23 protein-coding genes are annotated in these 21,618 nt (G+C 64.5%); 11 read left to right on the top strand and 12 right to left on the bottom strand.

From position 1 onward, the window contains the following. Window positions 1-8 precede the first annotated feature (8 nt). From mlaD to GJV37_RS15745, 3 genes are read right to left on the bottom strand one after another with little or no spacing between them, the layout of a single operon-like run. Window positions 9-482 (bottom strand): outer membrane lipid asymmetry maintenance protein MlaD, encoded by a 474-nt coding sequence (gene mlaD / locus GJV37_RS15755; protein WP_024766538.1) that lies wholly within the window; start codon window positions 480-482, stop codon window positions 9-11. After that, complete coding sequence (mlaE, locus tag GJV37_RS15750) at window positions 482-1,279, bottom strand: lipid asymmetry maintenance ABC transporter permease subunit MlaE (RefSeq protein ID WP_024766539.1); 798 nt, start codon at window positions 1,277-1,279, stop codon at window positions 482-484. Before mlaE ends, mlaD begins: the two co-directional genes overlap by 1 nt. Beyond that, window positions 1,279-2,088: an ATP-binding cassette domain-containing protein gene (locus GJV37_RS15745; protein ID WP_024766540.1), complete on the bottom strand. Its 810-nt coding sequence runs from the start codon at window positions 2,086-2,088 to the stop codon at window positions 1,279-1,281. Before GJV37_RS15745 ends, mlaE begins: the two co-directional genes overlap by 1 nt. A 238-nt stretch (window positions 2,089-2,326) precedes the next feature. Here GJV37_RS15745 and GJV37_RS15740 point away from each other — a divergent pair, with 238 nt between their 5' ends. The 10 genes from GJV37_RS15740 (at window position 2,327) to GJV37_RS15695 (ending at window position 9,444) form a co-directional block, all read left to right on the top strand. After that, window positions 2,327-3,301 (top strand): KpsF/GutQ family sugar-phosphate isomerase, encoded by a 975-nt coding sequence (locus GJV37_RS15740; RefSeq protein ID WP_024766541.1) that lies wholly within the window; start codon window positions 2,327-2,329, stop codon window positions 3,299-3,301. After that, complete coding sequence (locus tag GJV37_RS15735) at window positions 3,302-3,826, top strand: KdsC family phosphatase (protein WP_037009806.1); 525 nt, start codon at window positions 3,302-3,304, stop codon at window positions 3,824-3,826. Window positions 3,827-3,834: 8 nt separating this feature from the next. Then, window positions 3,835-4,407, top strand: coding sequence for an LPS export ABC transporter periplasmic protein LptC (gene lptC / locus GJV37_RS15730; protein ID WP_024766542.1), 573 nt, complete (start codon window positions 3,835-3,837; stop codon window positions 4,405-4,407). Further along, window positions 4,394-4,930 carry a lipopolysaccharide transport periplasmic protein LptA gene (gene lptA / locus GJV37_RS15725; protein ID WP_024766543.1) on the top strand — a complete coding sequence of 179 codons (537 nt, stop codon included), beginning with the start codon at window positions 4,394-4,396 and terminating at the stop codon, window positions 4,928-4,930. The genes lptC and lptA overlap by 14 nt, the downstream gene beginning before the upstream one ends. Continuing rightward, entirely contained in the window at window positions 4,930-5,655 is a 726-nt protein-coding gene (gene lptB / locus GJV37_RS15720) for an LPS export ABC transporter ATP-binding protein (protein WP_037009811.1), read from the top strand. Before lptA ends, lptB begins: the two co-directional genes overlap by 1 nt. A gap of 255 nt (window positions 5,656-5,910) precedes the next feature. Beyond that, window positions 5,911-7,413, top strand: a complete 1,503-nt coding sequence (locus tag GJV37_RS15715; RefSeq protein ID WP_081754068.1) for an RNA polymerase factor sigma-54 — start codon at window positions 5,911-5,913, stop codon at window positions 7,411-7,413. A gap of 78 nt (window positions 7,414-7,491) precedes the next feature. Continuing rightward, window positions 7,492-7,800 carry a ribosome hibernation-promoting factor, HPF/YfiA family gene (gene hpf, locus GJV37_RS15710; protein WP_017518151.1) on the top strand — a complete coding sequence of 103 codons (309 nt, stop codon included), beginning with the start codon at window positions 7,492-7,494 and terminating at the stop codon, window positions 7,798-7,800. A 9-nt stretch (window positions 7,801-7,809) separates the two neighbouring features. Next, window positions 7,810-8,277: a PTS IIA-like nitrogen regulatory protein PtsN gene (gene ptsN, locus GJV37_RS15705; RefSeq protein ID WP_037009823.1), complete on the top strand. Its 468-nt coding sequence runs from the start codon at window positions 7,810-7,812 to the stop codon at window positions 8,275-8,277. Window positions 8,278-8,279: 2 nt separating this feature from the next. Continuing rightward, entirely contained in the window at window positions 8,280-9,137 is an 858-nt protein-coding gene (gene rapZ, locus GJV37_RS15700) for an RNase adapter RapZ (protein WP_024766546.1), read from the top strand. 34 nt (window positions 9,138-9,171) lie between these two features. After that, complete coding sequence (locus GJV37_RS15695; protein ID WP_024766547.1) at window positions 9,172-9,444, top strand: HPr family phosphocarrier protein; 273 nt, start codon at window positions 9,172-9,174, stop codon at window positions 9,442-9,444. Window positions 9,445-9,460: 16 nt separating this feature from the next. Here GJV37_RS15695 and GJV37_RS15690 read toward each other — a convergent pair whose 3' ends face one another. The 6 genes from GJV37_RS15690 to pmbA form a co-directional block, all read right to left on the bottom strand. Continuing rightward, complete coding sequence (locus tag GJV37_RS15690; protein ID WP_425326839.1) at window positions 9,461-10,354, bottom strand: ZIP family metal transporter; 894 nt, start codon at window positions 10,352-10,354, stop codon at window positions 9,461-9,463. Window positions 10,355-10,376: 22 nt separating this feature from the next. After that, window positions 10,377-11,003 carry a superoxide dismutase gene (locus GJV37_RS15685; RefSeq protein WP_024766549.1) on the bottom strand — a complete coding sequence of 209 codons (627 nt, stop codon included), beginning with the start codon at window positions 11,001-11,003 and terminating at the stop codon, window positions 10,377-10,379. A 13-nt stretch (window positions 11,004-11,016) separates the two neighbouring features. After that, a complete protein-coding gene (locus tag GJV37_RS15680; protein WP_170859507.1) occupies window positions 11,017-11,466 on the bottom strand; it encodes a hypothetical protein in 450 nt (149 codons plus the stop codon). A 29-nt stretch (window positions 11,467-11,495) separates the two neighbouring features. After that, the gene (gene fumC / locus GJV37_RS15675) at window positions 11,496-12,872 is read right to left on the bottom strand and encodes a class II fumarate hydratase FumC (protein WP_169888234.1); all 1,377 of its coding nucleotides are present in this window, start codon (window positions 12,870-12,872) and stop codon (window positions 11,496-11,498) included. Continuing rightward, window positions 12,865-13,248, bottom strand: a complete 384-nt coding sequence (locus tag GJV37_RS15670; protein ID WP_170859508.1) for a FagA protein — start codon at window positions 13,246-13,248, stop codon at window positions 12,865-12,867. The genes fumC and GJV37_RS15670 overlap by 8 nt, the downstream gene beginning before the upstream one ends. 148 nt (window positions 13,249-13,396) lie before the next feature. Continuing rightward, on the bottom strand, window positions 13,397-14,746 hold the full coding sequence (pmbA, locus tag GJV37_RS15665; protein ID WP_170859509.1) for a metalloprotease PmbA: 1,350 nt from the start codon (window positions 14,744-14,746) through the stop codon (window positions 13,397-13,399). A gap of 116 nt (window positions 14,747-14,862) precedes the next feature. Here pmbA and yjgA point away from each other — a divergent pair, with 116 nt between their 5' ends. After that, window positions 14,863-15,387 carry a ribosome biogenesis factor YjgA gene (yjgA, locus tag GJV37_RS15660; RefSeq protein ID WP_024766553.1) on the top strand — a complete coding sequence of 175 codons (525 nt, stop codon included), beginning with the start codon at window positions 14,863-14,865 and terminating at the stop codon, window positions 15,385-15,387. Between the two features lie 40 nt (window positions 15,388-15,427). Here the strand turns inward: yjgA and tldD are convergent, their stop codons facing one another. The 3 genes from tldD to GJV37_RS15645 form a co-directional block, all read right to left on the bottom strand. Next, a complete protein-coding gene (tldD, locus tag GJV37_RS15655) occupies window positions 15,428-16,870 on the bottom strand; it encodes a metalloprotease TldD (RefSeq protein WP_170859510.1) in 1,443 nt (480 codons plus the stop codon). 2 nt (window positions 16,871-16,872) lie between these two features. Then, a complete protein-coding gene (locus GJV37_RS15650) occupies window positions 16,873-17,721 on the bottom strand; it encodes a carbon-nitrogen hydrolase family protein (protein ID WP_170859511.1) in 849 nt (282 codons plus the stop codon). Window positions 17,722-17,787: 66 nt separating this feature from the next. Then, the gene (locus tag GJV37_RS15645; RefSeq protein WP_170859512.1) at window positions 17,788-21,606 is read right to left on the bottom strand and encodes a YhdP family protein; all 3,819 of its coding nucleotides are present in this window, start codon (window positions 21,604-21,606) and stop codon (window positions 17,788-17,790) included. Between the last annotated feature and the right edge of the window lie 12 nt (window positions 21,607-21,618).

The following is a 21,618-nucleotide window of genomic DNA, read 5'->3' as shown; positions in this document are numbered from 1 at the left end:
GTGAGCCCTCATTTCTTCGAGTCGTCTTTGTTGACCGAATTCAGCAGGAATTTGCCGATCAGGTCTTCCAGCACGAGTGCCGACTGGGTGTCCTTGATGGTATCGCCATCCTTCAGCAGCTCTTCGTCGCCACCGACACTGATGCCGATGTACTTCTCGCCCAGCAGGCCAGCAGTGAGGATGGAGGCGGTAGAGTCGTCCGGCAGGTTGTTGACCTGACGATTGATCTCCATGGTCACACGACCACGATAGCTGTCATGGTCCAGGTCCACCGCAGTGACCTTGCCGATGGTGACACCCGCCATGGTGACCTTTCCGCGGACGGTAACGCCGGCGATGTTGTCGAAATAGGCATACAGCTTGTAGGTATCGCCGGAATTGCCGATGGTCAGTCCGCTGACACGCAGGGCCAGCAGCAGCAGGGCCAGCAGGCCGGCCAGAATGAACAGGCCTACACCGATTTCCAGGGTGCGGGTTTGCATCAGAAGTCTCCAAACATCAAGGCGGTCAGGATGAAGTCCAGCCCCAGCACGGCCAGGGAGGCATACACAACGGTACGGGTGGTGGCGCGGCTGATCCCCTCTGAGGTGGGTTCGCAGTCATAACCCTGGAACACGGCGATCCAGGTCACGACGAAAGCGAACACCACGCTCTTGATCACGCCATTGAGAATGTCCTTGGTGAACTGCACGCTGTTCTGCATGTTCGACCAGTACGAACCGTCATACACACCCAGCCAGTCCACGGCGACCAGGGCGCCGCCCCAGATGCCGACCACACTGAAGATAGCTGCCAGCAGCGGCATCGAGATGAAGCCGGCCCAAAGGCGCGGAGCGATGATGTACTTGAGCGGGTCGACGCCGATCATCTCCAGGCTGGACAACTGCTCGGTGGATTTCATGTTGCCGATCTCGGCCGTCAGCGCGGAGCCTGCGCGCCCGGCGAACAGCAGACCGGTGACTACCGGCCCCAGTTCACGCAGCAGCGTCAGCGCAACCATCTGGCCGACCGCCTGTTCCGAACCGTAGCTCGCCAGGATGTTGTAGCCCTGCAGCGCCAGCACCATGCCGATGAACAGGCCGGACACGACGATGATCGCCAGGGACAGCACACCCACCGAATACAGCTGTTTGACCAGCAACTGGAAGGCGCCGCTGTGCACCCGGCGGCCGAAAATGGCGTGGACCAGGAACAGGCTCGAACGGCCCAGCGACTCGAGGACATCGAGGCCCGCGCGCCCGAGCAGGCGAACTCGCTCGAGCGATGAAGTCTTGCGCATCAACGTTCTCCCAGCAGGTCGGCGCGGTAATCGCGAGCAGGATAGTGGAACGGCACCGGCCCATCCGGGATGCCCTTCATGAACTGGCGCACTCGCGGATCATCGAGACCCTGCAGGTCGGCCGGCGTTCCGTGACCGAGCACACGGCCGTCACCGACGATATAGATGTAGTCGGCGATGCTCGCCGTTTCCGCCAGATCGTGGGACACAACGATGGAGGTGATACCCAGGGCATCGTTGAGCAGGCGGATCAGGCGCACCAGCACGCCCATGGCGATCGGGTCCTGACCCACGAAAGGCTCGTCGTACATGAGGATCTGCGGGTCCAGCGCGATGGCGCGGGCCAGCGCCACACGGCGCTTCATACCGCCGGACAGCTCATCGGGCATCAGTTCCACCGCCCCGCGCAGGCCAACGGCCTGGAGCTTCATCAGGACAATGTCACGAATCATGTCCTCGGGCAGCTCGGTGTGCACGCGCAGCGGGAAGGCAACGTTCTCGAAGACATCGAGATCGGTGAACAGCGCACCGCTCTGGAACAACACGCCGAACTGCTTGCGCATGTCGAACAGGTCGCTGCGCCCCAGCGTGGGGAGATTCTGGCCGTTGACCCACACTTCGCCGCTCGCCGGACGCAGTTGGGCGGCGATCAGTCGCAACAGGGTGGTCTTGCCACACCCCGACGGCCCCATGATCCCGGTGACCTTGCCGCGTGGAATGCGGATGTCCACGTTATCGAAAATCTTACGCGTGCCACGCTTGAAGCTCAGGCCCTTCAGCTCGACCGCGTATTGGTCATTGGTGCTCATAGAACTCCTTTCATCACGGCGCTGTCCGTTGCCCCGTCTGTCATACGGCAGAAACACGGCGCGGCAGGCCGAACGGCCGCGAACTATAACACCCCGTGAAGCCGCGCCCCAAGGGCTGCTAAGCCGCTGTTAAGGCCCAGTTCAGCAAAATGCGTTCAACATTGAGTTGCCAGTGATGAAGCCTTTGTCGCTTTCCCGTTATAATCTCGCACTTCATTTTGCCCCGCGCCTTTCGAACATGAGCCAGAAACACGATTTCATCCAGTCGGCACAACGCACCATCCGCCTCGAGCGTGACTCGGTGGACGCCCTGCTGCCGCGCATCGGCACCGATTTTTCGCTGGCCTGCGAACTGTTGCTGAACTGCAAGGGGCGCGTCGTCGTGGTCGGCATGGGCAAGTCCGGCCATATCGCACGCAAGATCGCCGCCACCCTGGCCAGCACCGGCACACCGTCGTTCTTCGTGCACCCGGCCGAGGCCAGCCATGGCGACATGGGCATGATCACCAAGGACGACGTCGTCCTGGCCCTCTCCAACTCCGGCTCCACCGCGGAAATCGTCACTCTGCTGCCGCTGATCAAGCGCCTGGGCATCACCCTGATCAGCATGACCGGCAACGCCGAATCACCGCTGGCCAAGGCTGCTGCGGTGAACCTCGACGCCAGCGTGGAGCACGAAGCCTGCTCGCTGAACCTGGCGCCGACTTCCTCCACCACGGTGTCCCTGGTGATCGGCGACGCGCTCGCCATCGCCCTGCTCGAAGCGCGCGGTTTCACCGCCGAAGACTTCGCCTTCTCGCATCCGGGCGGGGCGCTGGGCCGTCGATTGTTGCTGAAAGTGGAAAACATCATGCACGTGGGTGAAGCATTGCCGCAGGTTTCCCCTGGCACTTCGCTCAGCGGCGCATTGCTGGAAATGACCCGCAAGGGCCTGGGCATGACCGTCATCCTCGGCGAAGACGGCAAGCTCGCCGGGGTCTTCACCGATGGCGACCTGCGCCGCACCCTGGACAAGGGGCTGGACGTGCGCACGGTCACCATCGATCAGGTGATGACCGTGCACGGCAAGACCGCCCGCCCGGATATGCTCGCTGCCGAAGCCCTGAAGATCATGGACGACCACAAGATCAACGTACTCGTGGTTGTCGACGACAAGGACCACCCGGTCGGCGTCCTGCACGTCCACGACCTGACCCGCGCGGGAGTCATCTGAATGACCGCCGACCTGCTGCAACGCGCGAAAGCGGTCCGCCTGGCGGTATTCGACGTCGATGGCGTGCTCACCGACGGCAAGCTCTACTTCCTGCCCGACGGCGGCGAGTTCAAGACCTTCAACACCCTGGACGGCCAGGGCATCAAGATGTTGATGAACTCCGGCGTAAGCACCGCGATCATCACCGGCCGTTCGAGCCCGGTGGTCGAGCGGCGGGCGAAGAACCTGGGCATCAACCATCTGTTCCAGGGCCGCGAGGACAAGCTGGTCGCCCTGGACGAGTTGCTCGCCGAACTGGGTCTAGGCTATGAAGAAGTCGCGTACCTGGGCGACGACCTGCCCGACCTGCCGGCCATCCGCCGCGCCGGCCTGGGCATGGCGGTCGCCAGCGGCGACGCCTTCGTGCGCCAGCATGCCGACGGCGTTACCCAGGCCCGTGGCGGCGAAGGCGCCGCCCGCGAGTTCTGCGAACTGATCCTGCGCGCCCAGGGCAACCTCGAAGCTGCCCAGAACGCGTACCTCTAGAGCCGAACATGCCCAAGACACTCCAACAGAAGCTGTTGCTCGCCCTGATCGCCATCCTGCTGATCGCCCTCGGCTATTACTGGAACGTGCGTCTGGATTTCAACGAGCGGCAACTCAAGTCGCAGACCAGCGACGCCATCGACTTCTACGTGGTCAACGCCAAGAGCGTTCAGTACCGCATCGACGGCTCCCTCGCCTACGAGATGACCGCCGACAAACTCGAACACCTGAAAGCAACCGACGTGACCCTGGTCACTACGCCTGACCTCTACTTCCACCGGGAGAACGAGTCTCAGCCGTGGCATGTCCAGAGCGTTCACGCCGAAGTGGCCCCCGAAGGCAAGCAGGTCGAGCTGATCGACGACGTGCGTGTTGCGCGCACCGACGCACAGCAACGCACGCTCCTGCTCAACACCTCGCGCATGACGGTGTTCCCAGACAAGGACTATGCGCAGACTGACCAGCCCGTGAAGATCACTGAACCCAACGGTGTCACCACGGCAGTTGGCATGAAAGCGTATCTGAAAGACAGCCGGATGCTCCTGCTGTCCAACGTAAGAGGTCAGCATGAGGCTCGTTAACACCCTCCCCCTTCTTTTCAGCCTCGCCGCCGCCATCGGCAGCAGTGCCGCCTGGGCTCTTCCCACCGACCGGGAACAGCCGATCCGGGTTCAGGCCGACAGCGCCGAACTGGACGACAAGCAGGGCGTAGCCGTGTATCGCGGCGACGTGGTGGTAACCCAGGGCAGCATGAAGCTGACTGGCAACACCGTCACGCTCAAGCAGAACAAGAATGGTGACATCGAAGTCGTCACCTCGGTCGGCAAGCCTGCCTACTTCGAGCAGAAGCCGGCGCCGGACAAGCAGATCACTCAGGCCTACGGCCTTACGATCCAGTACTTCGTCACCCAGAACCGCGTCGTATTGATCGACCAGGCCAAGGTGATCCAGGAAGGCAACACCTTCGAAGGCGAGAAGATCGTCTACGACACCCAGCGCCAGATCGTCAACGCAGGCCGCGCCACCGGGTCCCAGGTGACCACGCCGCGCCCGCGTATCGACATGGTCATCCAGCCCAAGAAAAAGCAGGATCAAGCGCAGTAATGGCTACGCTAACCGCCCAGCACCTCGCCAAGAGCTACAAGAGCCGGCAAGTCGTCCGCGATGTCAGCATGAGCATCGAGAGCGGGCAGATCGTCGGCCTGCTCGGCCCCAACGGAGCGGGCAAGACCACCTGCTTCTACATGATCGTCGGCCTGGTTCGCGCCGATCAGGGTGTCGTGCGCATCGACGAGCAGGACGTCACCCACCTGCCCATGCACGGACGCGCCCGCGCCGGCATCGGCTACCTGCCGCAGGAAGCCTCGATCTTCCGCAAGCTGTCGGTGGCGGACAATATCGGCGCCATCCTCGAAACCCGCAGCGACCTGGATCGCGCCGGACGCCAGGAAGCCTTGGAAGGCTTGCTCGAGGAGTTCCACATCCACCACATCCGCGACAACCTCGGCATGAGCCTTTCCGGTGGCGAGCGTCGCCGCGTGGAGATCGCCCGTGCACTGGCCAGTTCGCCGAAGTTCATCCTGCTGGACGAACCTTTCGCCGGTGTCGACCCGATCTCCGTGGGCGACATCAAGCAGATCATCCATCACCTCAAGGCCAAGGGCATCGGTGTCCTGATCACCGATCATAACGTCCGCGAAACCCTGGATATCTGCGAAACGGCGTACATCGTCAACGACGGTCAACTGATCGCCGAAGGCAGCGCCGAGAGCATCCTCGCCAACGACCTGGTGAAGGAAGTCTACCTGGGCCACGAGTTCCGCCTCTAAGGCGCTGCGCCGCGCCCTGCCAGGGCGCGGCCACCCCACCTCCCCCTCTTCGCGCGGCCCGGTTCGCCGGTTGTTCCGCGCCGCATTCGGCCGCCCAATCCCCCCTGGCGCAACCGGGTTGTAACGAAAGGTCGACAGCCCCTAGGCAAAGCGCCCAAACTCAGGCATATAATTTGCTTCCTCGCGGCGCCCCGGCGTCCGTAGTCGTGGATATGGCGCGCTTTGCGCCAGCGAACAAGGTGCCTAGTTCCAGCCATGAAACCATCGCTAGTCCTCAAGATGGGCCAGCAGCTGACGATGACCCCGCAGCTGCAACAGGCCATCCGACTGCTCCAGCTCTCCACGCTGGACCTCCAACAGGAAATCCAGGAAGCCCTGGAGTCCAACCCGATGCTGGAGCGCCAGGAAGAAGGTGAGGACTACGACAACAGCGATCCCATGGCCGACGGCGCCGAATCTGGCGCCAACGGCACCAGCAACAACTCACAGGACAACTTCCAGGAAAGCACCACGCCCAACGCCGACAGCCTCGACGAGGACCAGTGGGCCGAGCGTATTCCCAACGAGCTGCCGGTCGACACCGCCTGGGAAGACATCTACCAGACCAGCGCCAGCAGCCTGCCCAGCAACGATGACGACGAGTGGGACTTCACTTCCCGTACCTCCGCTGGCGAAAGCCTGCAGAGCCATCTGCTCTGGCAACTGAACCTGGCGCCGATGTCCGACACCGATCGCCTGGTCGCCCTGAGCATCATCGACGGCATCAACGACGACGGTTACCTCGAAGAGTCCCTGGACGACATCCTCGCCTCCATTGACCCTGAACTGGGCGTGGAGATGGACGAAGTGGAAGTCGTCCTGCGCCGTGTGCAGCAGCTCGAGCCCGCCGGCGTCGGTGCCCGCAACCTGCGCGAATGCCTGCTCCTGCAGCTGCGCCAGCTGCCCACCAAGACCTACCTGCTGGCCGAGGCCATCCGCCTAGTCAACGACCACCTGGACCTGCTCGGCAGCCGCGACTACAGCCAGCTGATGCGGCGCATGAAGCTCAAGGAAGACGAGCTGCGCGAGACCATCGAACTGATCCAGTCGCTGCACCCGCGCCCCGGTTCGCAGATCGAGTCCGGCGAAGCCGAATACGTGGTTCCGGATGTCATCGTGCGCAAGCACAACGAGCGCTGGCTGGTGGAACTGAACCAGGAAGCGGTACCGCGCCTGCGCGTGAACTCGCAGTATGCGGGCCTGGTGCGCCGCGCCGACTCCAGCGCCGACAACACCTTCATGCGCAACCAGCTGCAGGAAGCGCGCTGGTTCATCAAGAGCCTGCAGAGCCGCAACGAGACATTGATGAAGGTGGCGACCCAGATCGTCGAGCACCAGCGCGGCTTCCTCGAATACGGCGAGGAAGCGATGAAACCACTGGTCCTGCACGACATCGCGGAAGCCGTGGGCATGCACGAATCGACCATCTCCCGCGTCACCACGCAGAAATTCATGCACACGCCGCGTGGCATCTTCGAGCTCAAGTATTTCTTCTCCAGCCACGTCAGCACCTCCGAGGGCGGCGAGTGCTCGTCCACCGCGATCCGCGCCATCATCAAGAAACTGGTCGCGGCGGAAAGTCCGAAAAAGCCATTGAGTGACAGCAAGATCGCTGGTTTACTGGAAGCACAGGGCATTCAAGTGGCACGTCGTACCGTCGCCAAGTACCGGGAGTCCCTAGGAATCTCTCCCTCGAGCGAGCGCAAGCGGCTGGTGTGACGTTGATCCACGCCAAGGTGTTCCGGCGGCAGGCCCCATAACCTGCCACTTACACACGGGCAACAAGGAGAAAGCGGTATGCAAGTCAACATCAGTGGACATCAACTGGATGTGACCGACGCCCTGCGCGACTATGTCGGCGAGAAACTTGGCCGACTGGAGCGCCACTTCGACAAGATCACCAATGTTCAGGTCATCATGGAGGTCGAGAAGCTGAAGCAGAAAATTGAAGCCACCCTCCACATCGCCGGTGGCGAAGTGGTGGCCTGCGCCGAACATGAAGACATGTACGCGGCCATCGACCTGCTCACCGACAAGCTCGACCGCCAACTGATCAAGCACAAGGAAAAATACCTCGAACGCCAGCAAGGTGTTGGCGTCCGTTAACCCCTCCCTATGATCCGACTTGAGCAAATCCTGACCCCCGGCCGTTCCCTCGTGAACGTGCCGGGCGGCAGCAAGAAACGTGTCCTCGAACAAATCGCCAACCTGGTGGCTCGCGAGCTGCCGGGTTTCGATTCCCAAGACATCTTCGACAGCCTGGTGGCCCGGGAACGCCTGGGCTCCACCGGCTTCGGCAATGGCATCGCCATTCCGCACTGCCGCCTCCCCGGCTGCCAGTCGCCGATCAGCGCCATCCTGCACCTGGATCACCCGGTAGATTTCGACGCCCTCGACGGCGCGCCGGTCGACCTGGTGTTCGTGCTGCTGGTGCCGGAAGCCGCCACCGAGGAGCACCTGGAACTGCTGCGGCAGATCGCCTCCATGCTCGACCGCTCCGACGTCCGCGACCGTTTGCGTCACGCCGCCAACGGCGAGGACCTGTACCGGATCGTCGTGGACTTCCAGAACAACGGGCACTGATCATGCGCCTGATCATCGTCAGTGGAAGATCCGGCTCGGGCAAGAGCACAGCGCTCAACGTGCTCGAGGACAACGGCTTCTATTGCATCGACAACCTGCCGGCCAGCCTCCTCCCGGACCTGGCCCAGCGTGCGTTGCTGCACACCGAGCTGCTGCACCCGCAGGTCGCCGTCTCCATCGACGCGCGCAACCTGCCCAGCCAGCTGCAGCGCTTCCCCGAGCTGCTGCAGGAAGCTCGCGACAAGCACATCCAGTGCGACGTGCTGTACCTCGATGCCGATGATGAAACGCTGCTCAAGCGCTTCTCCGAGACGCGCCGGCGCCACCCGCTGACCACCGACAGCCGCTCACTGGCCGAAGCCATCGCCGACGAGACGCACCTGCTGGCACCGATCGCCGACCTGGCGGATCTCAAGCTCAACACCACCAATCTCAACCTGTATCAGCTGCGCGACGTGCTCAAGCTGCGCCTGCTGAACAAGCCCGAACTGGGCACCGCCTTCCTGGTCGAATCCTTCGGCTTCAAGCGCGGCATGCCGGTGGACGCGGACCTGGTGTTCGACGTGCGCTGCCTGCCCAATCCCTACTGGAAACCGGAACTGCGCGAGCACACCGGGCTGGAAGTGGAAGTCCAGGAATACCTGGCGGCGCAACCGGATGTAGAAGAGATGTACCAGGACATCCTCGCCTACCTGAACAAATGGCTGCCGCGCTTCGCCGCGAGCAACCGGGCCTATGTGACCATCGCCATCGGCTGCACCGGTGGCCAGCATCGCTCGACCTATATTGCCGAGCGCATCGGTCAGGCCCTCAAGGAAACCCTCACCAACGTACAGATTCGCCACCGCGACCTGAGCTAAGCAGCGACAGACAACAAAAGGACAGCCCCTCGCGATGCCCGCCCTCGAAATCACCATCATCAACAAGCTTGGCCTGCACGCCCGTGCGGCGGCCAAATTCGTCGGCGTGGCAGGACGTTATCCCTGTCAGGTTCGCGTAGGGCGCAATCCGGAAAGTACGGTAGACGGCAAGAGCATCATGGCGGTGATGATGCTCGCCGCCGGCAAGGGCACCAATCTGCACCTCGCTGCCGAAGGCGAGCAGGAAGACGAGGCGCTCAAGGCGCTGGTCGAACTGATCAACAACTACTTCGACGAAGGCGAGTGACTCGCCGGGCCTTCGATCAGCCCAGCGACGTATCCAGCACCATCATCAGACAGAAGCCGATGATAAGCCCCTGGGTGGCCTGCGCCGCATGGCCGCGCCGCTGTGATTCAGGGATGATCTCGCGCACCACCACGTAGAGCATCGCTCCCGCTGCCGCGGCCAGCCCCCAGGGCAGGAACATCCGCGAGATGCCGATCAGCCAGGCGCAGAGCACCGCGAACAGCGGCTCGACCAGCCCGGACGCCGCGCCCGCCAACGCCGCCTTGCCGCGTGACACGCCTGCCCCGACCAGTACCAGCGCAATCGCCAGCCCTTCCGGCACGTCCTGCAGCGCGATGCCCAGCGCTAATCCGCTGGCGCCTTGCACCTCTCCCCCGGCGGCGACTCCGACGGCCATGCCCTCGGGAATGTTGTGCAGGAAGATGGCAGCAACGAACAGCAGGATGCGCGCAGGAACCTTTCCATCAGAGACGCCCCGGATATTGGCCTGCGCATCTTCCAGTACTCGGCCGAACACCGCGAGACCGAAGGCCCCCAGCGCCAGGCCGAGGCTGACCAGCACCGAGGCCAGCCAGGTGGGCCGGCCCGAGGCTTCAGCCGCCTCCAGCGCGGGAAGCAGTAGCGAGAATGCGGTGGCCGCCAGCATCACGCCGGCGCCGAAGCCGAGCATGGCGTCAGCGATTCGCGCCGGCATGCTGCGCACCAGCAGCACGGGCAGCGCGCCCAGGGCAGTCCCGAGCGCACAGAGCATGCCGCCATGCAAGGCCAGGTACAGCGGCGGGGAAAGCGACAATCGCGCCAACAGCATCAAGTGCTGGACTACCAGCAGACCGCCGCCGAGGACAATGATCAGCCCCAGCAACCAACGCAAATTGCGTCCTCCGCTTTCACGCAGACTCTGCACGATCAGACGCATGGGACGCCCTTCGGTTTCATCCTTGCCCCCGCGCCTGCCGTGCCTCGCGGTAACGTCGGAGCACCTCCGGCCAGGCGACGACGTTGTAAAACGCGGCAATGTATTCCGGCCGGCGATTCTGATAGCGCAGGTAGTACGCGTGCTCCCAGACGTCCAGCCCGAGGATCGGCAAGTTGCCCTGCATCAGCGGGCTGTCTTGGTTGCCGGTGCTTTCCACCACCAGTTGGCCCTGCGGATCGACGCTCAGCCACGCCCAGCCGCTACCAAAGCGAGTCAATGCCGCCTTGGTGAACGCCTGGCAGAAGGCCTCGTAGCCGCCCAGTTGAGCGTCAATGGCCTGGCCCAACTCTTCCTGCGGATGACCACCGCCGTCAGGAGCCATCACGGTCCAGAACAACGAGTGGTTGGCGTGGCCGCCGCCGTTGTTGATCACCGGCGCGCGCAGTGCCTCGGGCAGGCGGTCGAGCTTCTGCAGCAACGTTTCCAGCGGAACTTCGGCGAACTCTGTGCCTTCCAGCGCAGCGTTCAGGTTGTTGATGTAGGTCTGGTGGTGCTTGCTGTGGTGGATTTCCATGGTCTGCGCATCGATGTGCGGTTCCAGGGCGTCGAACGCATAGGGCAAGGCGGGCAGGACGTGAGGCATCTTCGAACCTTCTTCAGTGGTAGCGCATCGATTGAACGGCAGTGAACAGCCCCGGGCGCAACTCGACCGCGCCTTGGCGACGCAGCAGGCGCTGGGTACGCGGATAGGTACCGTGCTCGCCAATGAAGTTGAGCAGTTCGACGTAGGTACGGCGGCTGTGCTGCACCGCGGCCAGGCGTAGATCCGAGCATTTGCGCAGGTCTTCGCCTAATACCAATAGGCGCTCGTGGCAGGCGCACAGGTACTCGGCGGTTTCCTCCGGCTGTCCCAGTTGCAGGTGCAGGTCGCCGAGGTTGTGGTGGGAGATGACAAACGCCATCACGGCTTCCTCCGGGTCGTGCCAGCGGTCCAGCAGGACCTGGGCCAGCGCCAGCGCATGGAGGTAGTGCTCACGGGCATCGATCAACTCGTTGCGAATGAAGCAGCGGTTGCCCAGTTCGATGGTGCGTTGCCAGTGGCGCATGGCGGGTTCCTCCAGCGGGTGGGGCGGACTCAGAGTCCGCCGGCGGTGAGCTTCTCGGGATTGAGCAGTTGCTCGAGGCGGGCACGGTCCAGGTCCGTGTTTTCCAGCGCGACGTCGATGATCGGCCGCCCTTCGCGGTAAGCCTGCTTGGCGATCTCCGCGGCCTTCTGGTAGCCGATGATCGGGTTCAGCGCGGTGACCAGGATCGGGTTGCGCGACAGCGCCTCGCGCAGGCTCGCCTCGTTGACCTTGAAGCTGGCGATGGCCTTGTCCGCCAGCAGACGGCTGACGTTGGCCAGCAGGTGGATGCTGTGCAGCAGGTTGTCGGCGATCACCGGCAGCATCACGTTGAGCTCGAAGTTGCCCGACTGCCCGGCAATGGCGATGGTGGTGTCGTTGCCCATGACCTGGGCGGCGACCATGGCAGTGGCTTCCGGAATCACCGGATTGACCTTGCCCGGCATGATCGAGGAACCCGGCTGCAGCGCCTCCAGCTCGATCTCGGCAAGGCCTGCCAGCGGGCCGGAGTTCATCCAGCGCAGGTCATTGGCGATCTTCATCAGCGCCACGCCTAGCGCCTTGAGCTGGCCGGAGGTGGCCACGGCGATATCCTGAGCACCGATCAACGCGAAGAAATCATCACCGGGGCGGAATGCCAGGCCGGTCAGTCCGTTGAGCTCTTCGCAGAAGCGCGCGGGGAACTGCGGGTGAGCGTTCACGCCGGTTCCGACGGCAGTGCCGCCCTGAGCCAGTTGCTGCAACGCCGGCAGTTGCCCTTCTATGCCCAGAGACGCCTGGCGCACCTGTTGCGCCCACCCGCCAAGCACCTGGCTCAGGCGCACCGGCATGGCATCCATCAGATGAGTGCGCCCGGTCTTCACGTACGAGTGCACGGACTTGGCCTTCTTCTCCAGGGTCGCGTGCAGGTGATCCAGGGCCGGCAGCAGGTGCTGGTGGATCTCTACCGCCGCACTGATGTGGATGGTCGAAGGGATGATGTCGTTGCTGCTCTGCCCGCAATTGACCTGGTCATTGGCGTTGACCGGTTTTCCCAGGCGGCGGCCGGCGAGGGTCGCAACCACCTCGTTGGCGTTCATGTTCGAGCTGGTACCCGAGCCGGTCTGGAACACATCCACCGGGAAGTGTTGCTGCAGGTCGCCCGCCAACAACTCCTCACAGGCAGCGACGATGGCGGCGCCGGTTTCCGCGTCCAGCTGTTCCAGGCTGACATTGGCCCGCGCCGCGGCGGCCTTGGCCAGCAGCAGCGCGCGGATGAACGGACGCGGCATGCGCTGGCCGCTCACCGGGAAGTTGTTCACCGCCCGCTGCGTCTGGGCACCGTAGAGCGCCGCCACCGGCACCTCCAGTTCGCCCATGCTGTCGCGTTCGATACGGCTGTCAGTCATTCTCGATTCCTTCTTGCAGTCTCAGGGAAGGCGCCATCTCCTGCTGTGCCATCCGCCGGCCGAGCAGGCACAGGCGTTGGCGCTGGGCGGTAGAGGTCGCCAGGCGTTGCAGTTCGCGTAGAGGGAGATAGGCGTGATCCAGGCAGAGCACCCGCCAGTGCCAGGGCAGTGCGATGTCGCGGCTGCTGTCGAGCAGCAACTGGAAGCACTTCTCGAAGAGGCGCCAAGCCGGCACCGGTTCCCAGGCCGCCAGGTAACGCGCCTCGCACAGGTACTGCTCGACCAGACGCGGCTCATCCGGCTCCAGGGCGCAGCGGATGCGGGTCCCCAGGCGGTACCAGCGATCGGTGATCGAGCTGTCGATCTCGGCAAGCATGGCAACCTCTCAATCGATAATGAGATTGATTATTGTTTGCGAGAATCAAAAAAACAAGCCGCCCGAACGCAATGCGCTGGACGGCCTGTCTGGAGAACGGCTTTGGGAAGGACTGAAAGCCGCGGCCAGCAAGGCCGCGGTGGGTGGATCAGTTGCCGGCGACCATCATCTTTTCAATGAGGACGGAGCCTGTGTGCAGGTTGCCGCGATACTCCACATCGTTGCCGATGGCGACGATATTGCGGAACAGGTCGCGCAGGTTGGCGGCGATGGTGACTTCCTGCACCGGGAACTGGATTTCGCCGTTTTCCACCCAGTAACCGCCGGCACCACGCGAGTAATCGCCGGTCACCAGGTTGACGCCCTGCCCCATCAGCTCGGTGACCAGCAGGCCACGTCCCATGCGACGGATCAGCGCGGCCTGGTCCTCGTCGCCATGGCTGACGAACAGGTTGTGCACGCCGCCGGAGTTGGCCGTGCTGGGCATGCCCAACTTGCGCCCGGAGTAGGTGCCGAGCACATAGGAGACCAGCTCGCCGCCTTCGACGAAGGGTTTGGCATAGGTCGCCAGGCCGTCGTTGTCGAACGAGGCACTGCCCAGCGCGCCGCGCAGCAGCGGGCGTTCGTCCAGGGTCAGCCATTCCGGGAACAGTCGCTGCCCCAGCGCACCTTCGAGGAAGGAAGACTTGCGGTACAGGCTGCCGCCGGAGATGGCACCGAGGAAGTGGCCGAACAGGCCGACCGCGACTTCCGGGGCAAACAGCACCGGCACCTCGGCGGTCGGCACCGGGCGCGCGCCGAGCCGGCTGGCAGCCCGCTCGGCGGCACGGCGGCCGATGGATTCGGGAGTCGCCAGCAGCTCACCGCGGCGGTTCACGTCATACCAGTAGTCGCGCTGCATCTGCCCTTCGCCTTCGGCGATCATCACGCAACTCAGGCTGTGGCGGGTGCTCGCATAGCCGCCGACAAAGCCATGGCTGTTGCCGTAGACGCGGCAGCCCTGATGAGTGTTCAGCGTGGTGCCGTCGGCCTTGGTGACGCGCTTGTCGGTGGCGAACGCGGCAGCCTCGCAGGCCAGCGCGCGCTCGATGGCCTGGTCGGGGGTGATCGACCAGCCGTGGTAGAGGTTCAGGTCCGGGAGATCCCGCGCCATCAGCGCAGGGTCTGCCAGGCCGGCGCAGTCGTCTTCGGAGGCATGCTTGGCAATCGCCAACGCCGCCGCCACGGTTTCACGGATGGCGTCCGCGCCTGTTGCCGAGGTGCTCGCCGAGCCCTTGCGCTGGCCAACGTAAAGAGTGATGCCGAAGCCCTGGTCGCGATTGAACTCGACGGTCTCGACTTCACCCTGGCGCACCGAGGTGGACAGCCCCTGCTCCACCGACACCGCCACTTCGCAGGCGCTGGCGCCCTGCCGGGAAGCCTCGGCGATGATCCGCTCGACCTGCTCGCGCAGTTCGGGAAGGACCTCCGGGCTCACTGCCGGGTTGTGTTCGCTCATTGCATGCCTCTCCTGTTCATGTTCCGGCCCCGCCATCAGGCGGCGGCAACCGGCGCGGGCCGGACAAGCGGCCCCTGACTCGTTATCATGGCGGCGTTTTCAAAGAGACCCCCGCCATGGCTGAAATTCACGATGACGACTCGTCCTTCGATGAGAAGAGCAAGTCGCAAGTAAAACGCGAAATGCACGCGCTGCAGGAGCTCGGCGAGCGCCTGACGACGCTCAAGGCCGACATGCTCGACCGCATGCCGCTGACCGATCCGCTGCGCCGCGCGCTGGAAGAAGCACCCAAGCACAAGGCCAACGCTGCCAAGAAACGCCATCGGCAGTTCATCGGCAAGCTGATGCGCGACCAGGACGTCGAGGCCATCCTCGCCCTGCTGGAACAGGTAGACACCTCGACCCGCCAGTACAACGAACGCTTCCACGCCCTGGAGCGCTGGCGCGACCACCTGATCACCGGCGGTGACGCAGCGCTGTCCGCGTTCTTCGGCGAATACCCGGAAAGCGACCGCCAGCACCTGCTCCAGCTGATCCGCCACGCCCAGCACGAGGCCGCTCACAACAAGCCTCCGGCCGCGGCGCGGAAGATCTTCAAGTACATCCGCGAGCTGGACGAGCTCAAACGCGGCCTGCGCTGAGCAGCCGCTTCCCTCTCTCCAAGCCTCACGGGCAACGACCTCAGGCGCCCGTGCCGCCAACGGTGATCGCGTCGATCTTCAGGGTCGGCTGGCCGACACCGACCGGCACGGACTGGCCGTCCTTGCCGCAGGTACCCACGCCGCTATCCAGTGCCAGGTCATTGCCGACCATGGACACCCGGCTCATCACTTCCGGGCCGTTGCCGATCAGCGTCGCGCCCTTCACCGGGCGGGTGATCTTGCCGTTCTCGATCAGGTAGGCCTCGCTGGTGGCGAAGACGAACTTGCCGCTGGTGATGTCCACCTGGCCGCCGCCAAGGTTGGCGCAGTAGATGCCACGCTCGACGCTGGCAATGATTTCCTGCGGATCGCTCTCCCCGGCCAGCATGTAGGTGTTGGTCATGCGCGGCATCGGCAGGTGCGCGTAGGACTCGCGACGACCGTTGCCGGTGCGCGCCACGCCCATCAGGCGGGCGTTGAGCTTGTCCTGCATGTAGCCCTTGAGAATGCCGTTCTCGATCAGCACGTTGCAGTGGGTCGGCGTGCCTTCGTCGTCCACCGACAGCGAACCGCGACGGCCGGCGATGGTGCCGTCATCGACGATGGTGCACAGGCTGGAAGCGACCTTCTCGCCGATGCGACCGCTGTAGTTCGAGCTGCCCTTGCGGTTGAAGTCGCCTTCCAGGCCGTGGCCCACGGCCTCGTGCAGCAGCACGCCGGACCAACCGGCGCCCATCACCACCGGCAGACTGCCGGCCGGCGCGGGCACCGCTTCCAGGTTGACCAGCGCCTGGCGCAGCGCCTCGCGCGCGTAGCTCATGGCGCGGTCTTCCTGCAGGAAGTACTTGTAGTCCGTGCGACCGCCGCCGCCATGACCACCGCGCTCACGGCGGCCGTTCTGCTCGACGATGACGCTGACGTTGAAACGCACCAGCGGTCGGATGTCCGCAGCCAGCGAACCATCCGCCGCAGCGATCAGTACCTGGTCCCAGACACCGGCGAGGCTGACGGTGACCTGCTGGATGCGCGGATCAAGGGCGCGGGTGGCGGCGTCGATCTTCTGCAGCAGCTCTACCTTCTCGGCGCGGCTCATCACATCCAGCGGGTTCTCGCCGGCATACAGGCGGGTCGGCACCACGGCCTTGAACGCCTGCACCTTGCCATTCTGCCCGGCTCGGGAGATCGAGCGTGCAGCGCGGGCAGCCTGGATCAGCGCTTCGTGGTTGATCGCGTTGCTGTAGGCGAAGCCGGTCTTCTCACCGGACTGTGCGCGCACGCCGACACCCTGGTCCATGTGGAAGCTGCCTTCCTTGACGATGCCGTCTTCGAGCATCCAGGACTCGGAGACCTGGCTCTGGAAGTACAGGTCGGCGGCGTCGATGCCGGAGCCACTCAGCTCGTGCAGGATCGGCGACAGCTGGTCGATATCCAGACCACCGGGGGCCAGCAGGTGCTGGCTGACGGATGACAACAGTTCGCTCATATTCACTCCGTGCGCGCCGGTCGCGGTTCGACCGACGGGAAAAATCTTCTGTGCCGGACAATCGGCATGCGCTGCCGCACCGCCGCCTGTTCCTCGCTATCGCGCTCGGCCAGCAGCACCGCCTCGCCCTTGGCCTGCTCGGCCAGGATACGCCCCCAGGGGTCGACGATGGCCGACTGGCCCCAGGTTTCCCGTCCGTTGGGGTGGGTCCCGCCCTGTCCAGCCGCCAGCACATAGCACTGGGTTTCGATGGCGCGGGCGCGGATGAGGATTTCCCAGTGCGCAGCGCCAGTCACCGCGGTGAATGCCGAAGGGGCACTGATAAGCTCCGCGCCGGCTTCGCGCAGCGCGGTATACAGTTCGGGGAAGCGCAGGTCGTAGCAGACCGTCAGCCCCAGCCGCCCGACCGGCGTATCCGCCACCACCACGCGCTGGCCGAAGGCGTAGTCGTCCGACTCGCGATAGCGGCCACGGGCATCAGCAACGTCCACATCGAACAGATGCAGCTTGTCGTAGCGCGCCGCCACTTCACCGCGCTCGTCCACCAGCAGCGAGCAGGCATTGACCTTGGCTTCCGGCTGGTTCTCCGGCGGCAACGGCAGGGTGCCGGCGACTATCCACAACCTGAGGTCGCGGGCGGTGCTTTTCAACCAGGGCAGGATCAGGCCTTCGCCAAGGGCTTCGGCGCGGCCGATGTCCGCGAGGTCTCGGCGCCCCATGGCGGCGAAGTTTTCCGGTAGTACGGCAAGGCGCGCGCCTCCGTTGGCGGCCTGCTCCAGCAGGCGACGGGCGGTGGCAAGATTAGCCAGGACATCGTCCTGGCTGACCATCTGGATGACGGCGATGGACATGGTCAGCTCCGGGAATACCTGGCTTTCATGCTAACCGATGCCCGGGCATTGTGCTTGGCCGCCGGTTCAGTGAGGTTTTTCGAAGGGTTTCTCGAAGGTGATGGTCGGGCTCTGCCATTGCCCCTTCACGCTGTACTGCACGCTGGCGAAGCGTGCGACCTTGTCACCCAGCAACTTGTCCACCACGAACAGCGCGCCGCCAATGGCGGGAGCGCCGACGATCAGTGCCGCCAACGGCAGGTTGTTGGTCACCGGCAGCGTCACCAGCAGCTTGGCGTCTATCTCGTCGTGGGCCATGTCCAGGGTGCCGTTGAGTTCCAGGTTGCTCGACGGTCCATCCAGACGCAGCGGCTCGCGGGTGAAGTAGACGCCATCGGTGGCGGTGAGCACGCCCTTGACCCGGTCGTAGCTCAGGCCCTTGCCCAGCAGGTCGGAGAAGTCCAGGCGCAGGCGGCGGTTGATGGCGTTGAAGTTGAGCAGGCCGAACACCCGCAGGGCATTGGCGCCGCCCTCCACTTCGACGAATTGCCCCTTGCGCAGGCTGGCGTCCAGGGTACCGCCGAACCGCCGCAGGTTCAGCGCCGCCGGCGAACCCGGCCAGTTGCCGTTGATGTCCACGTTGAAACGCTCGCTGGTCACGCTGGGCGCGAAGTCCCAGGCCTTCAGCACGTCGCCCAGGTTCTTGCCCTCGAGCTTGCCCTGGAAGGTGCTGCGCGCGCTCGCCTCAAGACCATCCCAGCGCAGGCTGCCCTTCACCGACAGGCCACGCAGGTCCAGATTCACATTGTTGAAGCCAACACCGGTAGGCGTCGGGCGCAGGTTGAAGCTCCAGGCACCGACCGGCTTCCCGGCCTTGAGGACCTGGCGGATGGACACGTCCATCGGCGGCAGGCTGCGCGGGTCGACCTTTGCCAGCGGATCAGGCTGCTCGACTGCCTTCTCGGAATCGATGGCCTCGCCCTTGGGCAGGTCGAGACGGTCCAGGGCGATCTGGATCGGCTTCACCTTGCCGTCGGGCAGGGTGACCTTGCCCGAGACCAGCGAGCTGACCAGTCCAACCTGCCAACTGCTGTCGACACGCAACACATCCAGCGTGAGATTTTCCAGGGTCTGGCCAAAGCCTTTGAAGCGACCGATCTGCAGGTCTGCGCCGCGCAACAGGCCAGCGGCGCCCTCAACCCCGGTATTGGAGTATTTCTTCGCGACCGCCATCCAGGCGTCGGCGTCGACTTCGTCGATCTTGCCGCGTACCTGGACGCCATTCCAGTTGGGCAGCACGGCCGGGTCGCCACCCAGGCGCAGCACGCCACGGCCGGCCAGCGGCTGGTCCGCCGGAGCCGCGTAAGCCAGGCTGGCGCGATCGCCGTAGGTTGCCCAGTAGCGTCGCTCGGCGCCCTCGAGGGTCATGCGCCATTCGCTCTCGCGGGTTTCCTGCGCGGCCTTGCCCAGCGGTGCCGGCAGATCGATGGTGACGCCCTGCAGGTTCGAGGCGACCTGCAGCTGGCTGTCCTTGCCGTCGAACAGCAGGTTGAGCTGGAACGGCACGCGGCCGTCGACCGGCAACTGTTTCTGTACCTTGCCCCAGTCGAGCAGGGTCTTCACCGATACCTGGCCACCCACCAGCACCCGTGTACGCGGAGCGCCGTTGCGGCCTTCGGCGCGAATGCTGCCGGTGATACGGCTACCCAGCACCTGAGCGGAGATGTTCTGCCCGCTGAGGCCGCTGTCGGTGTCGTAGCGGAACTTGCCCTTCACCTGTTCGAGGTTCAGCTCAGGCTTGGCAATCTTCAGCTGCGCCTTGTCGGTGTCGAAATCGACGATCACCCGCGCCTTGCTCGCCTCGCCCTTGGCCAGCGGAATGTCGAGGTTGAGGTGGCCATTGAGGTCGCCCTTGCCTTCCCAGCCGGCGAAGGTGTGCGTCGCACCGATGGGCGAGTCCTGGAGGATCTTCAGGCCATCGACGAGGTTGCTGTCGATATCGCCGTCCACATGCAGATGGGCGACTTCCCCCGGGTTGGAATGGGGAATCTCCACCGAGACATCGCGCACCTGGCTGTTGAGAATCTGCCCGCTGGTTGCGTTGATGCTGACGCCGGTGTCCTCCACGCGCACCTCGCCCTCGGCCTTGCTCAGGCCGGGCCAGCCCGGCTGGTAGTCGAGCACGCCGTCATGGACCTTGAAGTACAGGGTCATGGCATGGGCTTCCGGCGCCGAGCCCTTCTGCAGCGAACCTTGCCAGAGGAAATAGCCCTGTTCGATGCGCCCACTCTTGATTGAACCTTTGAGCCAGGCAGCCAGATCCTTGCTCATCTGCGGGATGACGGTGGGCAGGTATTTACCGGTGTAGCGCGCATCGCCGTTGCTCATCCCCACGCGCAGGTCCATGTAGTCTTCCTGCGCCGGATCGCGCATCAGGCGAATCAGGATGTCGCCGGCGATGGTTCCCTCGTCGCCCTCCACCTGCATCAGGTGGCTGCCGAGGGTGAAGGCCTCGTCGTTGAACTGGAAGAACATCCGCGTGCGCGCGGTGCGGTAGTGCCAGGGCTCGGGGAACAGCGTGGCCAGGTGCAGCATGAAATCCTGGGCGTTGGCGTCCAGCGTGCCGCCGCCAAGGTTGCCGCGGAAGGTGCCGTCGACGTTGGCCACGGCCGGCACATCATGGAAGGCACTGACACCGACCTTCTCCAGGTTGGTGGCATAGGCGACGCGCTCGGCGCCCTCGCGCTGCGGCCAGTAATCGAAATTGACGTTGTGTAACACACCGTGCGGTTTCAGCCCTTCGAGCCACTCAATGGCCTTGTCCGGCAGCGGTGCCAGTGCTGTGATGGTCGGTCCCAGCGGGGTCAGGTCGAGGCGGTCGGCGCGCAGCTGCCAATGCTCCTCGTCCTTCATCCGGCGAGTCAGCTCCAACTCCACCTCGCCCCAACGACTTTCGCCGAAATTCGCTGCCAGATCGGCGATACGCAGATCGAAATCGTCGCCGTTGCGCTGGAAAAACAGGCTGACGCCCAGGTCGCTCAGGCTCACCGGCTTGCGGTCGCCCAGCGCGGCGTCGATCTTCGGGGCATTCAGGCGGGCTGCGGCGGAGACCGGCACGCCCTTGTCGATGGTCGCCCAGAATTCGCCGCCAGCCTTGGCGTGGGACAGCTTCCAGGCGCCAGTGAGACGCTCGGGCAGCCATTTGGCCCAGTCGGCCTGGGGCAGGCTCAGGTACAGCTGGGCCGAACTCTTCGCCCAGTCATCGCGGTTCAGCCGGGCCTCCAGCCGCGCCGCCACCGGTTCGCCGCCGGGCAGGCTGAAGCGTGCCTCCAGGCGCTGGCGGCTGCCGCTACGCAGGGTCATGCCGACATAGTTCAACGACAGCGGGTTGGCCTGTTGCGGCAGTACGGTCAGTTGGCTGTCCATCAGCGACAGGCGATGTGGGGTCAGCAGCAGGTCCATGAGCTTGCGCGGGTCGGTGTCGCCGCCACGGCTGGGCAGACCGTCGGCGTGCCAGTTGCCGTCCTCGTCCTCGCGCAGGGTCAGGTGCAGGCCTTCCAGCTCCAGGCTGTCGATGCGCGGCTGGCGCGCCATCACGCTGCCGAGGATGTCCGGGGTCAGGCGCACGCGCTCCAGGCGCAGCGAATCGGTGCCTTCGCCCAGTTGGATGTCGCGTACCACGATGATCGGGCTGAACCCGCGCCAATGCCCTTCCAGGGCGCCAATAGCCACCGGCAGGCCCAGTTGCTCGCTGGCTTTGCGCGCCAGATCGTCGCGATACTCCGCCACCAACGGCACCAACTGCCGGCCAAGGCTGACGTACAAAGCCAACAGCACCAGCCCCAGCGCCAGGAGGCCCAGGACGATGCGCAGCGAGGTGGCGAACAGGCGGCCGGCGCGATCCATGTCAGGCGGCTG

It is taken from the genome of Pseudomonas nitroreducens (genome assembly GCF_010994165.1).
GTDB lineage: Bacteria > Pseudomonadota > Gammaproteobacteria > Pseudomonadales > Pseudomonadaceae > Pseudomonas > Pseudomonas nitroreducens.
Note: the sequence above shows the minus strand (reverse complement) of the source record. Positions and strands in the feature narration are given on the sequence as shown.

Coding starts and splice junctions, on each gene's coding strand:
- ptsN (WP_037009823.1), top strand. CDS start 7,810: ATGATCCGACTTGAGCAAATCCTGACCCCCGGCCGTTCCCTCGTGAAC.
- lptA (WP_024766543.1), top strand. CDS start 4,394: ATGAGGCTCGTTAACACCCTCCCCCTTCTTTTCAGCCTCGCCGCCGCC.
- GJV37_RS15740 (WP_024766541.1), top strand. CDS start 2,327: ATGAGCCAGAAACACGATTTCATCCAGTCGGCACAACGCACCATCCGC.
- mlaD (WP_024766538.1), bottom strand. CDS start 482: ATGCAAACCCGCACCCTGGAAATCGGTGTAGGCCTGTTCATTCTGGCC.
- fumC (WP_169888234.1), bottom strand. CDS start 12,872: ATGACTGACAGCCGTATCGAACGCGACAGCATGGGCGAACTGGAGGTG.
- yjgA (WP_024766553.1), top strand. CDS start 14,863: ATGGCTGAAATTCACGATGACGACTCGTCCTTCGATGAGAAGAGCAAG.
- GJV37_RS15650 (WP_170859511.1), bottom strand. CDS start 17,721: ATGTCCATCGCCGTCATCCAGATGGTCAGCCAGGACGATGTCCTGGCT.
- mlaE (WP_024766539.1), bottom strand. CDS start 1,279: ATGCGCAAGACTTCATCGCTCGAGCGAGTTCGCCTGCTCGGGCGCGCG.
- GJV37_RS15745 (WP_024766540.1), bottom strand. CDS start 2,088: ATGAGCACCAATGACCAATACGCGGTCGAGCTGAAGGGCCTGAGCTTC.
- GJV37_RS15645 (WP_170859512.1), bottom strand. CDS start 21,606: ATGGATCGCGCCGGCCGCCTGTTCGCCACCTCGCTGCGCATCGTCCTG.
- GJV37_RS15685 (WP_024766549.1), bottom strand. CDS start 11,003: ATGCCTCACGTCCTGCCCGCCTTGCCCTATGCGTTCGACGCCCTGGAA.
- pmbA (WP_170859509.1), bottom strand. CDS start 14,746: ATGAGCGAACACAACCCGGCAGTGAGCCCGGAGGTCCTTCCCGAACTG.
- GJV37_RS15735 (WP_037009806.1), top strand. CDS start 3,302: ATGACCGCCGACCTGCTGCAACGCGCGAAAGCGGTCCGCCTGGCGGTA.
- GJV37_RS15715 (WP_081754068.1), top strand. CDS start 5,911: ATGAAACCATCGCTAGTCCTCAAGATGGGCCAGCAGCTGACGATGACC.
- GJV37_RS15695 (WP_024766547.1), top strand. CDS start 9,172: ATGCCCGCCCTCGAAATCACCATCATCAACAAGCTTGGCCTGCACGCC.
- tldD (WP_170859510.1), bottom strand. CDS start 16,870: ATGAGCGAACTGTTGTCATCCGTCAGCCAGCACCTGCTGGCCCCCGGT.
- lptC (WP_024766542.1), top strand. CDS start 3,835: ATGCCCAAGACACTCCAACAGAAGCTGTTGCTCGCCCTGATCGCCATC.
- hpf (WP_017518151.1), top strand. CDS start 7,492: ATGCAAGTCAACATCAGTGGACATCAACTGGATGTGACCGACGCCCTG.
- GJV37_RS15680 (WP_170859507.1), bottom strand. CDS start 11,466: ATGCGCCACTGGCAACGCACCATCGAACTGGGCAACCGCTGCTTCATT.
- lptB (WP_037009811.1), top strand. CDS start 4,930: ATGGCTACGCTAACCGCCCAGCACCTCGCCAAGAGCTACAAGAGCCGG.
- GJV37_RS15670 (WP_170859508.1), bottom strand. CDS start 13,248: ATGCTTGCCGAGATCGACAGCTCGATCACCGATCGCTGGTACCGCCTG.
- rapZ (WP_024766546.1), top strand. CDS start 8,280: ATGCGCCTGATCATCGTCAGTGGAAGATCCGGCTCGGGCAAGAGCACA.